Annotated in this window: 13 protein-coding genes and 3 tRNA genes; 8 read left to right on the forward strand and 8 right to left on the reverse strand. The window is 41.2% G+C overall.

Going from position 1 to position 13,800, the window contains the following annotated elements; translation table 11 throughout:
• The first annotated feature begins 96 nt into the window (after positions 1-96).
• The 5 genes from FTT71_RS00595 (at position 97) to dapC (ending at position 6,461) form a co-directional block, all read left to right on the forward strand.
• A complete protein-coding gene (locus FTT71_RS00595) occupies positions 97-834 on the forward strand; it encodes an AzlC family ABC transporter permease (RefSeq protein WP_171062558.1) in 738 nt (245 codons plus the stop codon).
• A complete protein-coding gene (ygaH, locus tag FTT71_RS00600; RefSeq protein ID WP_179989735.1) occupies positions 831-1,178 on the forward strand; it encodes an L-valine transporter subunit YgaH in 348 nt (115 codons plus the stop codon). The genes FTT71_RS00595 and ygaH overlap by 4 nt, the downstream gene beginning before the upstream one ends.
• 181 nt (positions 1,179-1,359) lie before the next feature.
• Positions 1,360-2,577, forward strand: a complete 1,218-nt coding sequence (purT, locus tag FTT71_RS00605; RefSeq protein WP_180160649.1) for a formate-dependent phosphoribosylglycinamide formyltransferase — start codon at positions 1,360-1,362, stop codon at positions 2,575-2,577.
• Between the two features lie 27 nt (positions 2,578-2,604).
• Positions 2,605-5,271, forward strand: a complete 2,667-nt coding sequence (gene glnD / locus FTT71_RS00610) for a [protein-PII] uridylyltransferase (RefSeq protein WP_004971443.1) — start codon at positions 2,605-2,607, stop codon at positions 5,269-5,271.
• Positions 5,272-5,291: 20 nt separating this feature from the next.
• Positions 5,292-6,461, forward strand: coding sequence for a succinyldiaminopimelate transaminase (dapC, locus tag FTT71_RS00615; RefSeq protein ID WP_180160650.1), 1,170 nt, complete (start codon positions 5,292-5,294; stop codon positions 6,459-6,461).
• 73 nt (positions 6,462-6,534) lie between these two features.
• On the opposite strand, the gene FTT71_RS00620 is transcribed toward dapC, so the two are convergent.
• Both FTT71_RS00620 and msrB read right to left on the reverse strand, forming a co-directional pair.
• A complete protein-coding gene (locus FTT71_RS00620; RefSeq protein ID WP_096902294.1) occupies positions 6,535-7,014 on the reverse strand; it encodes a glutathione peroxidase in 480 nt (159 codons plus the stop codon).
• The gene (gene msrB / locus FTT71_RS00625) at positions 7,011-7,430 is read right to left on the reverse strand and encodes a peptide-methionine (R)-S-oxide reductase MsrB (protein ID WP_180160688.1); all 420 of its coding nucleotides are present in this window, start codon (positions 7,428-7,430) and stop codon (positions 7,011-7,013) included. The genes FTT71_RS00620 and msrB overlap by 4 nt, the downstream gene beginning before the upstream one ends.
• A gap of 153 nt (positions 7,431-7,583) precedes the next feature.
• Here msrB and FTT71_RS00630 point away from each other — a divergent pair, with 153 nt between their 5' ends.
• The gene (locus tag FTT71_RS00630; RefSeq protein ID WP_004971448.1) at positions 7,584-8,819 is read left to right on the forward strand and encodes a pyridoxal phosphate-dependent aminotransferase; all 1,236 of its coding nucleotides are present in this window, start codon (positions 7,584-7,586) and stop codon (positions 8,817-8,819) included.
• A 209-nt stretch (positions 8,820-9,028) separates the two neighbouring features.
• Positions 9,029-9,760: a hydroxyacylglutathione hydrolase gene (gene gloB / locus FTT71_RS00635; RefSeq protein ID WP_180160651.1), complete on the forward strand. Its 732-nt coding sequence runs from the start codon at positions 9,029-9,031 to the stop codon at positions 9,758-9,760.
• 41 nt (positions 9,761-9,801) lie between these two features.
• Here the strand turns inward: gloB and FTT71_RS00640 are convergent, their stop codons facing one another.
• Positions 9,802-10,074, reverse strand: coding sequence for a hypothetical protein (locus tag FTT71_RS00640; RefSeq protein WP_096902295.1), 273 nt, complete (start codon positions 10,072-10,074; stop codon positions 9,802-9,804).
• Positions 10,075-10,492: 418 nt separating this feature from the next.
• Between FTT71_RS00640 and FTT71_RS00645 the strand changes: the two genes are divergently transcribed.
• The gene (locus FTT71_RS00645; protein WP_004971452.1) at positions 10,493-10,696 is read left to right on the forward strand and encodes a hypothetical protein; all 204 of its coding nucleotides are present in this window, start codon (positions 10,493-10,495) and stop codon (positions 10,694-10,696) included.
• Positions 10,697-10,940: 244 nt separating this feature from the next.
• Here FTT71_RS00645 and FTT71_RS00650 read toward each other — a convergent pair.
• The 5 genes from FTT71_RS00650 to FTT71_RS00670 form a co-directional block, all read right to left on the reverse strand.
• Positions 10,941-11,025: transfer RNA gene (locus FTT71_RS00650), tRNA-Leu, on the reverse strand.
• Between the two features lie 36 nt (positions 11,026-11,061).
• A tRNA-Trp gene (locus FTT71_RS00655) sits at positions 11,062-11,135 on the reverse strand.
• A 33-nt stretch (positions 11,136-11,168) separates the two neighbouring features.
• Positions 11,169-11,253: transfer RNA gene (locus FTT71_RS00660), tRNA-Leu, on the reverse strand.
• Between the two features lie 117 nt (positions 11,254-11,370).
• Positions 11,371-12,222, reverse strand: a complete 852-nt coding sequence (locus FTT71_RS00665; protein ID WP_180059792.1) for a protein kinase — start codon at positions 12,220-12,222, stop codon at positions 11,371-11,373.
• Entirely contained in the window at positions 12,212-13,741 is a 1,530-nt protein-coding gene (locus FTT71_RS00670) for a DUF3336 domain-containing protein (protein WP_096902519.1), read from the reverse strand. The genes FTT71_RS00665 and FTT71_RS00670 overlap by 11 nt, the downstream gene beginning before the upstream one ends.
• Between the last annotated feature and the right edge of the window lie 59 nt (positions 13,742-13,800).

Raw genomic sequence — 13,800 nt, forward strand, 5'->3', positions numbered from 1 at the left:
TCGGCATCATGCTAATGAATTCAAGTATAATACACAATCTTCATTTGACCCATCGTTCAACTTTCTCCCACAAGGTGTGTCGTGTCCGTACACAATATTCAAACTGCGCCCGCAGCAAGTTTTTGGCAAGGTGCAAAAGATAGTCAGGCGATTATTTTCACCTATCTGCCTGTTTCTTTTGCTTTTGGTGTTTCTGCAACTCAATTCGGCTTTAGCGCATGGGAAGCCTTATTTTTATCTTGCTCGATGTATGCAGGGGCGAGTCAATTTTTAGTCGTTGCCTTATTGGGCAGTGGAACTTCAATCTGGATGACCGCATTAACGGTAATCGCCTTGGATATTCGACATTTACTTTACGGCCCGGCCTTACAAAACCTGATTCAAGATCGTTTAAACCTAAAAAAAACTGCAATTTGGTCATGGGGTCTGACCGATGAAGTTTTTGCCTCAGGCATGATTAAACTGTCACAGCGCCGTCAGGAATGGTCTGAATCATGGATGCTTGGACTGAGTTTATTTAGTTGGTTGTCTTGGGCATTAGGCTCTTTGTTAGGCGGATTATTTGCCGATCAAGTCACTAAAATGCCACAGTTTTTGCAAGCGGCGCTCGACTTTTTACTGCCCGCTTTATTCCTTAGCTTCTTATTGGCAGCATTTGAAAAGAAACACACCTTTGTCGTGGGAATCACCATTCTAGTATCTGCCGTAGCTTGTTATTTTATTGACTTATCTGCTGCAATTTTTATTGGGATTTCTTCAGGTATTTTGGCGGGATTATTTAAACACTATGTTTTAAAACAACCCGACCCTGAACATACAGGAGCAAAATCATGAGTTTAGAAATTATTTTGGTCGGTATTATAGTCGGTATCGCAAACTTCGCCTCACGTTTTGGGCCATTCTTTGTGATTCAGAAGTTTCAACAAGGCTCGCAACAACGTGGTGCTTTATGGCTTAAAATCGCTTTAGGCAGTATTGGTATTGCTGCAATTAGCTCTATGCTTGTGGTTGCAACCTTGCCACCTTTGCTTGAAACACCCAATAAAAGTTTTGCGATGTTAATTGGCTTTTTAGTACTCACAGGTTTGTATTTTAAGTTTAAGAAAATCGTCCCTGCCACGCTTACTGCAGCCATCACCTATGGTTTAATTTATACTTATGTGCCATTTTCGTTCTAATGTTGCTGAAATTTAGAGGTTGAATCGTCCAAATGAGCTATTTCAGGATTCAGCCCTAATTACTATAAAGCACTGAATGCAATATAAGTAGATGACAAAATCATGATTTTGTTGCAAACAGGGCTTAACTCATGGAACAGTTCTGCTATGCTAAAAGCCCACTTTAGCAAGGACGATTCACATGAGCGTGACCATTGGTACTCCCCTTCAATCTTCTGCTTTTAAAGTTTTGCTATTGGGTTCAGGGGAACTCGGTAAAGAGGTGGTAATTTCACTGCAACGCTTAGGCGTAGAAGTACATGCCGCCGATCGCTACGACCATGCGCCAGCCATGCAAGTCGCACATTATGCTTATACTTTAAACATGGCAGATGCCACAGAATTAAAACAACTGATTGAAAAAATTCAACCCAATTTAATTGTGCCTGAAATTGAGGCCATTGCGACATCAGTTTTACTTGAAATTGAAGCGCAAAATATTGCAACAGTGATTCCATCTGCCAAAGCGGTAAATTTGACCATGAACCGTGAAGGCATTCGTCGTTTGGCTGCAGAAGAATTAGGTTTGCCGACATCCGCTTATCGCTTTGCCAATTCTCTCGAATCTTTCCGCGCTGCATGTGATGACATTGGTTATCCAAACTTTGTGAAGCCTGTGATGTCATCTTCAGGCAAGGGACAATCGCGTGTCACCTGCTTTGATGAAGTTGATGCAGCTTGGGAATATGCCCAGACTGGCGGGCGCGTCAATCAAGGCACTGTGATTGTTGAATCACAAATTGACTTCGATTTTGAAATTACCTTATTAACCGTACGTGCTAAAAACCCAGAAACTGGTGCGATCGAAACTTCATATTGCGACCCAATTGGTCACCGTCAAGATGCAGGCGACTATGTAGAAAGCTGGCAACCTCAAGCCATGAGTGATGCTGCCTTGACTGAAGCCAAACGAATTGCACACAAAGTGACTACTGCCTTAGGTGGTTGCGGTATTTTTGGTGTAGAGCTGTTTGTGAAAGGCGATAAAGTCTGGTTCAGTGAAGTCTCTCCACGTCCACACGACACAGGTTTGGTGACATTGGCTTCACAATTCCAAAGTGAATTTGAATTACATGCCCGCGCGATTTTAGGCTTACCTGTCAATACCACACGCCATAGCGTTGCAGCCAGTGCGGTGATTTATACAGGTGTCGATGCAACGAATCTTTCATTTTCTGGCCTGAATCTTGCATTAGCACATCCCGATACAGATTTACGTTTATTTGGCAAACCTGAAGGTTTTGAGCGTCGTCGTATGGGCGTTGCCACTGCACGAGCAGAAACCACAGAGCAAGCGCGTGAGCTAGCTCAGCAGACTGCGGACACTGTTCGCGTACATTTAAACGAAAATCAAAATTAAGCTCGTCATTGCATAACGGAATTGTCCATGATCATTACATTACCCTTGCTGAATTATGTAAAAAGCAACCATGACATTCAGGCCATTAACCAATGGCGCACCGATGTCGAAAATCAGCTACAACAATGTTTTGAAAATGGACAATCCATTCGTGAAGTGATTTTGGCGCGTTCTAACCTGATTGATGAAGCGCTCACTTTCTTATGGCAACATGCTGAATTAGACAAAACCGATTTGAGCCTATTTGCAGTGGGCGGCTATGGGCGTAAAGAAATGCTGCCCTATTCCGATGTCGATATTATGGTGTTGTCGGAAGATGCAATCACATCAGAACAAGAACAACTTATTTCGACCTTTATTTCGTCTTTATGGGATGTTGGCAACTTCAAACCTGCCACCAGCGTGCGGACTATTCAAGACTGTGTGATTCAGGCAACCAGTGATTTAACTGTTGCAACTGCCTTGATTGAAGCGCGTTTAATTACAGGAAATCAGCAGCTTGCCAAATGGCCGCGTCGTATTGTTTCGCAAACTTGGACAGATAAAACCTTTTTTGATGCCAAAATGGAGGAGCAAAGCAAGCGTTACGCGCAGCACAATGACACCGAAAGTAATTTAGAACCTGATATTAAAAATGCTCCGGGCGGTATTCGTGACATCAACCAAATTGGCTGGATTGCCAAACGCCATTTTCGCGTCAATCGTATTTACGACTTGGTGCATTTAGGTTTTATTTCAGAATTTGAATTGGGTGTACTTGAAGAAGCCGAAAGCTTTTTATGGGAAATCCGTCATCATCTCCATCGTTTAACCAAACGTGATGAAAACCGTTTATTGTTTGATTATCAACGAGATATTGCAGCAACTTTTGGCTATGTTCGAGAAGAAGGTAAACCGCAAAATTACCCGATTGAACAATTTATGAAGCGTTATTATCGCTCTGCACAGCAAGTTTCCACTTTAAATGAAATGTTGCTGGCCTATTTTAATGAGTCGGTCATTACCCCGCGTTTGCCTAATTATGAACGTAACATTGAAGAAATTAATGAAAATTTTAAACTGGTCGATGGCAAACTTGCCGTGCAGCACCACAAAATTTTCTCAGAAAAACCAAGCGCAATTTTAGAAATTTTCTATTTATTGGCCAATCGTCCTGAAATTGAAGGAATTCGCGCACGAACACTGCGCCTGCTGACACTTGCAGCCAAGCGTATTGACCAAAGTTTCCGTGATGATCCAACGCATCAAGCGCTGTTTATGGCAATTTTGCGCTCACCGCACCGCTTGTATAATACCTTGGTGACTATGAAACGCTTAGGTGTATTGGGCAATTACATCCCCGCTTTTGGTCAAATTACAGGTTTAATGCAATACGACTTATTCCATATTTATACAGTCGATGCGCACATTTTACTATTACTCCGCAATTTAAGCCGCTTCAAAGAACCTGAATTCGCGAAAGATTTTCCTGTGGTCAGTTCGGTATTTCAGCGTTTAGCCCGTCGTGACATTATTTATTTGGCTGCGATTTTCCATGATATTGCTAAAGGTCGTCGTGGTGATCACAGTGAACTTGGTGCGGTAGATGCGATTGAGTTTTGCCGTAAACACGGATTTACTGAACGTGAATGTAACCTTGTGGCATGGTTAGTCAAAAATCACTTGTTGATGTCAGTCACAGCACAGAAAAAAGATATTTCTGACCCCGATGTGGTCAAGGAATTTGCCGAAAAAATGGGAGATATGGAGCATTTAGATTATCTCTATACCTTAACGGTTGCTGATATTAATGCGACTAATCCAACACTCTGGAACTCATGGCGTGCATCCTTAATGCGCCAACTTTATACGCAAGCGCGTGATGTCATTCGCTCAGGACTTGGGCGTCCCGTCGATTATCAAATGCTGATTGAAGACACCAAATTTGCGGCAAGCGAGTTACTGGTTAAAGATTTTGAACTCAGTGCTGTTGAAAAAGTCTGGCAAGAACTGGGCGATGAATACTTTATTAAAGAATCTGCCGATGAAATTGCATGGCATACCCGCGCGATTTTGGAGCATGGCGATAATCCTGCACCATTAGTGCTCATGCGCGCGCACCGAAAATCAGCACAAGACGCAGTACAAATCTTTATTTACACGCAAGACCAACCCAACCTATTTGCCACAACTGTCGCTATTTTAGACCGCATGAACCTTGACGTTCAGGATGCACGAATTATTACTGCGACCAAAGCCTTTAGTTTGGATACTTACGTGGTCTTAGACCGTTTTGGCACACTCTTAACAGACCCTGAACGTGAAGAAATGGTGATTGAGGCTTTAGTGAATGCCTTGAGCCAGTCAGATAAATATCCGGGTCTGATGCAACGCCGCATTCCGCGTCAATTACGTCATTTTGACATTGAAAATACAGTAGAAGTGACTTTCAATGCAGCGCTGAATCAAAACATGGTCGAAATTGCCACACTAGATCATCCCGGGTTACTCGCCAAAATTGGCGGCTTGTTTATGATGCAAGGCTTAGATATTCACTCCGCCAAAATTGCCACCCTGGGCGAACGTGCCGAAGATATTTTCTTCGTCACCAAAAAAGATGGCAACCCAATGACAAAGTCTGAAGCAGATACCTTTGCCATCCAGCTCAAAGCTGCTTTAGATGAGGCCTCTAATCAGGTCTGTGGTCAACATTAACTTCAATTTACGGAACATCCATGAACTCAAGTTTGTCCTTATTACTTCCTTACCCTTTTGAAAAGTTAAACAAACTATTTCAGGACGTACAACCTACAAATTTACCGTTAATTCCACTGTCTATTGGCGAACCTAAACATCCTGCACCTGAATTTGTCAAACAAGCCATTATTGATAATTTTCAGCATTTATCGACTTATCCGAACAGCAAAGGTCTGCCTGAATTACGTCACAGCATTGCCCATTGGCTGACACAACGCTTTCATTTAAAACAAGTTAACCCAGACACTCAAGTTCTCCCCGTTTCAGGTACACGTGAAGCGATTTTTTCCTTCGTACAAGCATTGATTCGACGTGAAGATGCACCCTATGTAGTGATGCCCAATCCGTTTTATCAAATTTATGAAGGGGCAACTTTATTGGCAGGTGCCCAACCTTATTTCATCAATTGCACCGAAGACAATAATTACTTGGGTGATTTTGATGCCGTACCTGCAGAAGTCTGGGAAAAAACCGCTTTATTATTTGTCTGCACACCAGGAAATCCAACGGGTGCTGTCCTTTCAAAAGAACAATTTAAAAAGCTAATAGCTTTGTCAGATCAATATAATTTTGTCATTGCATCTGATGAATGTTATTCGGAATTATGGTTTGACCAAGCTCCTACAGGTTTACTGGAAGTCTGTGCCGAACTTGGACGCGATGACTACAAAAACTGCATCGTATTCCATTCTTTGTCTAAACGCTCAAACTTACCCGGCATGCGTTCAGGCTTTGTTGCGGGCGATGCCAACTTATTAAAACCTTATTTGCAATATCGTACCTATCATGGTGCGGCAATGCCTGTTCAACATCAATTGGCATCTATTGCAGCTTGGGATGATGAACAGCACGTTGAAGATAATCGTCAACAATATCGCGCCAAGTTTGAATTATTTCAAATGGAACTTGGGCATTTACTGCCATTAAAAAAACCAGATGCAGGTTTTTATTACTGGCTCAAAGTCGATCATGATGAAAACTTTGCCAAAATGTTGATGGAAAAAACCCATATTAAAGTGCTACCAGGGCGATATTTATCTCGTGAAACCGCACAAGGTAACCCAGGTGAAAACCATGTTCGCTTGGCTTTGGTTGCAGATTTGGCACAATGTGAACAAGTAATTCAACGTCTTAAAGCGATTTTATAAGTTAATGATTTCAACTAAATTTAAGGCGATCATCTGATCGCCTTAATTATCTTACTTGCACAAGCGCAAGCCTTTATCGTAAAGCCTTTTCAATTTCCGCCTGCAAATCTTCAGGTTTTGTGGTCGGAGCAAAACGGTTCAACACCTTGCCATCTTTGCCAATTAAAAACTTGGTGAAATTCCATTTAATTCCGTTGCCCAAAATACCTTTACTGTTATTGGTCAGGTAACGGAAAATCGCATGTGCTTCAGGCCCTTTCACATCAATTTTGCTAAACATTGGAAAACTGACACCATAGTTTTTTTGGCAGAAGCTCCCAATTTGCTCATTGGAACCTGGATCTTGCCCACCAAACTGATTGCACGGAAAGCCCAAAACTTCCAGACCTTGGTCTTTATATTGTTGGTATAACTTTTCCAAACCCGCAAATTGAGGCGTAAAACCACACTTGCTGGCTGTATTTACAATCAACAAAACCTTCCCTTCATAATCGCTAAAGGCTTTATTTTGTCCATCTAACAACTCAGCTTCAAACTGATAAATGTTGGTCATGGATAATTTCCCTCATCATTTTTTTCTTTTGTTTTGAGTTCTAAAGAAGCCGAATTGACACAATAGCGCAATCCTGTTGGCTGTGGACCATCATCAAAAACATGCCCTAAATGTGCGTCACAATGATGACAAACAATCTCAGTACGCTGCATGCCATGCGAACCATCCTGATGTTCTTCAATCACCCCAGGCTGGATTGGACGATAGAAACTTGGCCAACCGCTACCGCTGTCATATTTTGTTTCAGATGAGAATAGCGCTGTACCGCAACAACGACAGGTATAAATCCCCTCTTGTTTAGTATTCCAATATCTCCCCGTAAAAGCAGGCTCCGTGCCTTTTTGACGTGTAATCCGAAATTCCTCTGGTGATAACTCTCTTTGCCATTCTCGGTCTGTTTTATTGAGTTTTCCCATCACTAACTCCTTTAAATCTTTGACATTCAGTGTCATGCTTCAGTACTTCCATTTTTACGCTAGACCTTGCAAAATATCTAGCTAAATTTCAGCATAGATTGTGATATTTCAGTAATCTATAATTTATTTATCTTCTAATCATTGGATGGAACTATGTCCGTACTAGGTAACACGACTCCGCGCGAAATAAAGAAATCATCAAAACTTGAGCATGTATGCTACGACATTCGCGGACCTGTGTTACGAGCGGCCAATGAAATGGAAGAGGCCGGTCATAAAATTATTAAACTGAATATTGGCAACCCTGCCCCATTCGGTTTTGAAGCGCCACAGGAAATTATTAATGATGTCGCATTGAATTTGCCTAATGCGATTGGTTATACCGACTCCAAAGGGATTTTCCCTGCGCGTAAAGCGATTTGTCAGTACTATCAGCAAAAAGGCATTTTCGATATGCATGTCAATGATGTGTATATAGGCAACGGCGTGTCTGAACTGATTGTTATGGCGATGCAAGGCTTGTTGGACGATGGCGATGAAATGCTGGTACCAATGCCTGACTACCCGCTTTGGACTGCGGCAGTGAATTTATCGGGCGGTACTGCTATTCACTACAAATGTGATGAAGAAAACTTTTGGTATCCAGACATTGCCGATATGGAAAGCAAAATCACGCCAAATACGCGCGGTATTGTCATTATTAACCCGAATAACCCAACGGGTGCGGTTTATCCACGTCATGTGTTGGAACAAATTGTAGCATTGGCAAAAAAATATGACTTAATTTTATTTGCCGATGAGATTTACGACAAAATTATTTATGACGGCATTGAGCATGTTGCGGTTGCAGCTTTAGCGGGTGATCAACTCTGTATCTCATTTAATGGCTTGTCTAAATCGTATCGCATTGCGGGCTTCCGTTCAGGCTGGATGGCGATTACAGGCGATAAATCACGCGCTGCAGACTACATTGAAGGTTTAGACATGTTGGCGTCTATGCGCTTGTGTGCCAACCATCAGGCGCAGTACGCGATTCAAACAGCATTGGGTGGTTATCAGTCTATCAATGACTTGATTCGTCCGGGTGGTCGTTTATACGAACAACGTAACATTGCATGGGAAATGCTGAACGACATTCCTGGCGTGTCTTGTGTCAAACCTGAGGGTGCAATGTATTGCTTCCCGAAACTTGATCCAAACGTCTATCCAATTGAAGATGACGAAAAGTTAATGCTCGATTTACTCAAAGCAGAAAAAGTTTTATTGGTTCAAGGTACAGGTTTTAACTGGCCAACGCCTGATCATTTCCGTGTCGTGTTCTTGCCTGCAGAAAATGAATTACGTGAAGCAATGACACGTTTAGGTCGTTTCTTGGCAAAAATCCGCTAAGATCAAACCGAATCTCTGTTTTAAAATGCCGTGTTGATCACGGCATTTTTTATGGATTTGATTTTTATTTCTATTTTATCTTTACATCTCTTGTTCATCATCAAGTGGTCACATAGCAAAGCGATACTCAGACACTTGGGGATACACTTTTACACGCCCGCAAAAGCATGCTGTAATAGCCACAAGCGATTAAGTTTCAGGAATTGAGCATGCACTACCAAGTCCATCTTATTGATGCGCAAAAACCATCACAAAACTATATTTGGTTGCTTGAACATTGTGCTAACAAACAAGTGGTGGTGATCGACCCAACCGATGCCAAACCTGTTGAAGATTTTTGCCAAAATCATGGTTTAGAGATCGCGCAAATTTGGTTGACGCATTGGCATCAAGACCATATTGGCGGTGTGCCTGAACTCATTGCAGAACGTAATTTACCTGTTTATGGGCCACGTGAAGAATTGAGCAAAATTCCGTTTATCACGCATCCTTTACAAAACCAAGACCATATCAATTTTCATGATTTACAGGTCGATGTTATTGCCGTTCCGGGACATACCTTGGGGCATATTGTGTATTTTATAGATGCGTTGGATGTATTGTTCTGTGGCGACACTTTATTTGCGATGGGCTGTGGGCGTGTTTTTGAAGGTACATATTTGCAAATGTATCAATCTTTAAACCGCTTGGCAGCGCTGCCTCCGCGTACCCGAGTATATTGCACCCATGAATATACATTGGCGAATGCACAATTTGCACTGCATGTAGAACCCGACAATGCTGCCATTCAAGAGCGTTATCAACAAATTGAAAGTTTACGCATGCTTAATAAACCCACTTTGCCAAGCAGCATCGAACTAGAACTAGAAACCAATCCATTTTTAAGAGCCGAAAGTGTCGAAGAATTTCAGAAATTACGTGAACTCAAAGACAACTTTTAAATTGATGCTTTGATCATAAAGCATCTGATATTTCTCTCGGATTATAAAATCTGATTACTGGCAGCAAACTCATCTAATTGAGTTTGCGTCACCACACGTACAGCATTCATTTCATCGACCCGCACCAACAGCAAATTGGACAATGCAGGCTGATAACGGCGTGCGCTGCCAAAAGGCGTATAATCCACTTTGGATTGTGAGGAAAACAGTAACCAATCTTCATGCCCGAGCATCACAGCAACAGGCTCTAGTCCTTGATTTTGCATCTGCTTCACCATGCACTCCACCTGCTGTTGAATTGTTTGTGCGGTCATGTCTATTTCCCAAATCTTCAAACTCAACCATAGTATAAGCTAATGTCTATTAGGTACCGACATGCTCCATACTAATATCCATTGCATTAAATTAAAGCTTGGCATAAAAAATGGATAATCTTTATGTGTTAATGCTGAAAATAAATACAGCCTAAAACTAAAAATCATTAACAAAATATTTCTAAGTCATCTTTTGGCAATATATCTAAGACCTTAAAATTAATTACGCCACCTCAGTTAAAATAATAAATATCAATAATTTACAAATAAATAATTCTTTTAAAATATTCTAATTGCTTAAAAGGACTTTAGATTTCTAAAAATCAGTGAAAAAAATGTCAAAGAAATACATTTCTGCCCTTTAAAAATTCAAGAAATATCCCTATTAATAATTAAATAAATGGATAGGAGTTCTCTCGTGAAAAAAGTTGTTAAAGCAAAAAATTTAATTGCGTTTCGTATTTGGTTAGAAAAATTAGGTTATTCAGTCAAAAATTTGGCGGATGGTCACGGTTTCACATTTAGCTTTCAAAAAGAATATGGTTTGGTCACTTGCGAGCTTTCTGGTAATGCTTTAGCAATGAAATTAGGCGAGGAATTTGAAGACCATTTAAAAGCATAAGTACTTATACAATATAGATAAGTATGCGATAACGGTTGAACTTGATAGGATGCAAAAATAAAAATTCAAATCGTATTTCATCAACACTTAAAGATGATCTTGCCCATAACCTGTTTATGGGCTTTTTTTTATACTGAACTTTAAATCTTAAAATACATCTAAGCCTTGTCAAAGAGATGCAATGATTTAAAGCTAAAATAACAGGCAATAAAAAAGCAAGGTCATTGCCTTGCTCTTTAATGTATGGTGGGGACGGAGAGACTCGAACTCTCACACCTCGCGGCGCTGGAACCTAAATCCAGTGCGTCTACCAATTTCGCCACGTCCCCAACATCGGGTACCAACTGAGTTGTTGGATTTTAATTTGGCAGAGGATCAAGGATTCGAACCTTGACGAACGGTTTTGGAGACCGTCATGCTACCATTACACCAATCCTCTGTAACTTAAAATCAAGCTGACTTGATATTTAAGTGGTGGGGACGGAGAGACTCGAACTCTCACACCTCGCGGCGCTGGAACCTAAATCCAGTGCGTCTACCAATTTCGCCACGTCCCCGATGGCTGTGTATATTATAGAGATCACTTCCTGATGACAAGCCTTTTTTATAAAAAAGCACAATGACTGTTTAAATAAAAAACAAAAAACTATTTTTTGATTTTTTCTTAAGCATATTCAGCCACTAAGCCATAATTTCAACTCTGCAATACTCGTTGCACGCTGCGAATAAGACTTTGCCAACATGTGATTCAGCAGTGGTAAAAATGCTTGTAGATGTATGGGAAGTTGAATATGCAATCTTTGACAGTGCAAATATGCCCAATCGTGGTAACTCTTTGCCTGTAAGCGTTGTTGCGTTAACCACTCATAAAAAATAATGCCTAACGCATAAATATCACTTTGTGCAGTTTTAGGCTGTCCGTGAAATAATTCTGGCGCCATATAACGTGGTGTGGCGGTCATCCCCTGACATTGAATATCTGCAACTTGCTGTGCTTGCTCAAAATCTAACAGTTTGATTTGCCCATCTAACTGCACAATATGTTCAGCTTTTAAGTCGGCATGAATCCAACCCAATTGATGCAATGCATCCACTGCTTCAAAGACACGCAAAAATATGTGTTTAATCGCTTCTGTATATTCAGGTAGATTACCCATCGCAAAAATAGCTTGCGCCTCAGACAGAATTAAAGCACGTGAATAGACCTGTGAATAATGCGATGAAATGTCATGTGAATTACCCTGCGGCTGAATATGAATGGGTGCAGCATCCATCAATTCACATGGCAATAAAAAAGATAAATGTGATGATTGCGCGTACTGTTTATAAAAGTTCCATTCTTGTGCAAAGCCCTGCTCTACTGTCGCATAAACTCCCTGTTGTTGGGCTTTCAGCCAATAAAACTGCCCTTGATGTTCAAAACGATAAATATGCCGACCATGTTGCAAACTTTGCGCTTTACTGCGCAACTCGAACTGCGCAGTATCTAGCTGTTGAACATCCAAATTTAAAACATTAAACAACACTTGCGCCAGTGCGCATTTCTGCTGCGACTTCGGTGGATACCTCTATTTGAGGTGCATTTAATAATTCTAAGCAATGTTGCAAAGTTTTACCGACACGTGCATGCGTTTCAATCGATGAAATTTTCGGCCAAGTCGCACGCTCGCCTTCACGCTGTAAAATTTTAAATAAATGTGGTTTCGGGTTTTGCAACATATAGCTGTAATGACGCAGGTTATAGCTTCCTACAATATTCACATCACCATAATAGCGTTGATCGACAATGCCATAGCCATGATCTAGCAAACGACGCACTGGCGGTACAGCTCCTGCGCGCTCACGTACAAAATCCATTACCCCACGACTAATGACTTTGCCCTGACGACGAATAATCCGTTCTGGCCAACTCAGCATATCTTTACGATAACGCTTAATATCATCCTGCATAAAAGGCACTACATGTGGATTGACCTGACTGGCGATGGTGTAGTTAATATTATACAAACGTGCCATTTTTTCCTGTGGGAAATCGCTACGCACACTGCCATCCACCCAACGGGTTTTACCCATATATGGAGTGTGTTCGCCATCATAACGCTTGTTGGTTAAACGTACTGGTGGAAATAAAATTGGCACAGCACACGAGGCCAACACCGCACTCCAAACCAACAAATCTGGCGCAGTGAAGCTGTTCATAATGCGTGAGTCTTGCGATGCATCATAAGGCGCAACCGCCACATTAATATGCAAACCTGATTTTTGAAAAGCTTCTTCAAACGTGGTATCGCCCAAGTTTTTGATCAGGAATTTTTTTAAATAATGCACATCGGCAATTCCACCATTGCCTTTAAGAATTTCGCGCATTTGTCTAAACTGAAATGCTTCGTGGAAAAATGACTCACCACCCAAAATATGCTGTACTTCTTCAGGTTTTGCGATGCCTAGCATTGCAGTCATTATTGCACCCGCGCTCGAACCCGACAGCACTTTAGGCATTAAATCCTGTTCAAGTAAGGCCTTACAAACACCAGTATGAAACAAACCTAGCGTTGCCCCACCAGAGAACATCAAGGCAGGTTGTCCGTATGCAGTTTGGCATTGCTGAAAAAACTCTATTTTTTCTACTTTGGTTAAAGCCTGACATTCATCTGAAGCGACAAAAGCCAAACTTTTACTGACTTCATCCACATAATCTTCAATAATTTTTTTAGTACCCACATAGGTTGCAGTAAACAACATCGGATGGGCAATATTGGCGATGTCAAAAGTTAAACCTTCACGCAAAATATAAATTAAATCGTGACTGCGTTCGGTGGTGCGATAACGGCGTAATAAATTTAAACGATGCGAGATAATTTCCGCATCAAAATATGGCGAACTGTTGTCATATTTCCATTCTTGCGCACCAGTTTCTTCATCTATACGAATGGCAATACTTTTCCATTCTTCATACGATTCGGCATTTTGAATTTGGCGCTTGAGTTTTTTTATGCGATAGGCTTGATGCGGATTAACATCTTCGGTGAAATCTTTAAATAACATAGCATTCCTCAATCCGTTGGTTTATTCGCAGCACTACGCTTGCCTATGCCTACTATACA

Origin of the sequence: Acinetobacter sp. YH01004 (genome assembly GCF_013420455.1) — a bacterium.
Taxonomy (GTDB): Bacteria; Pseudomonadota; Gammaproteobacteria; order Pseudomonadales; family Moraxellaceae; genus Acinetobacter; species Acinetobacter towneri.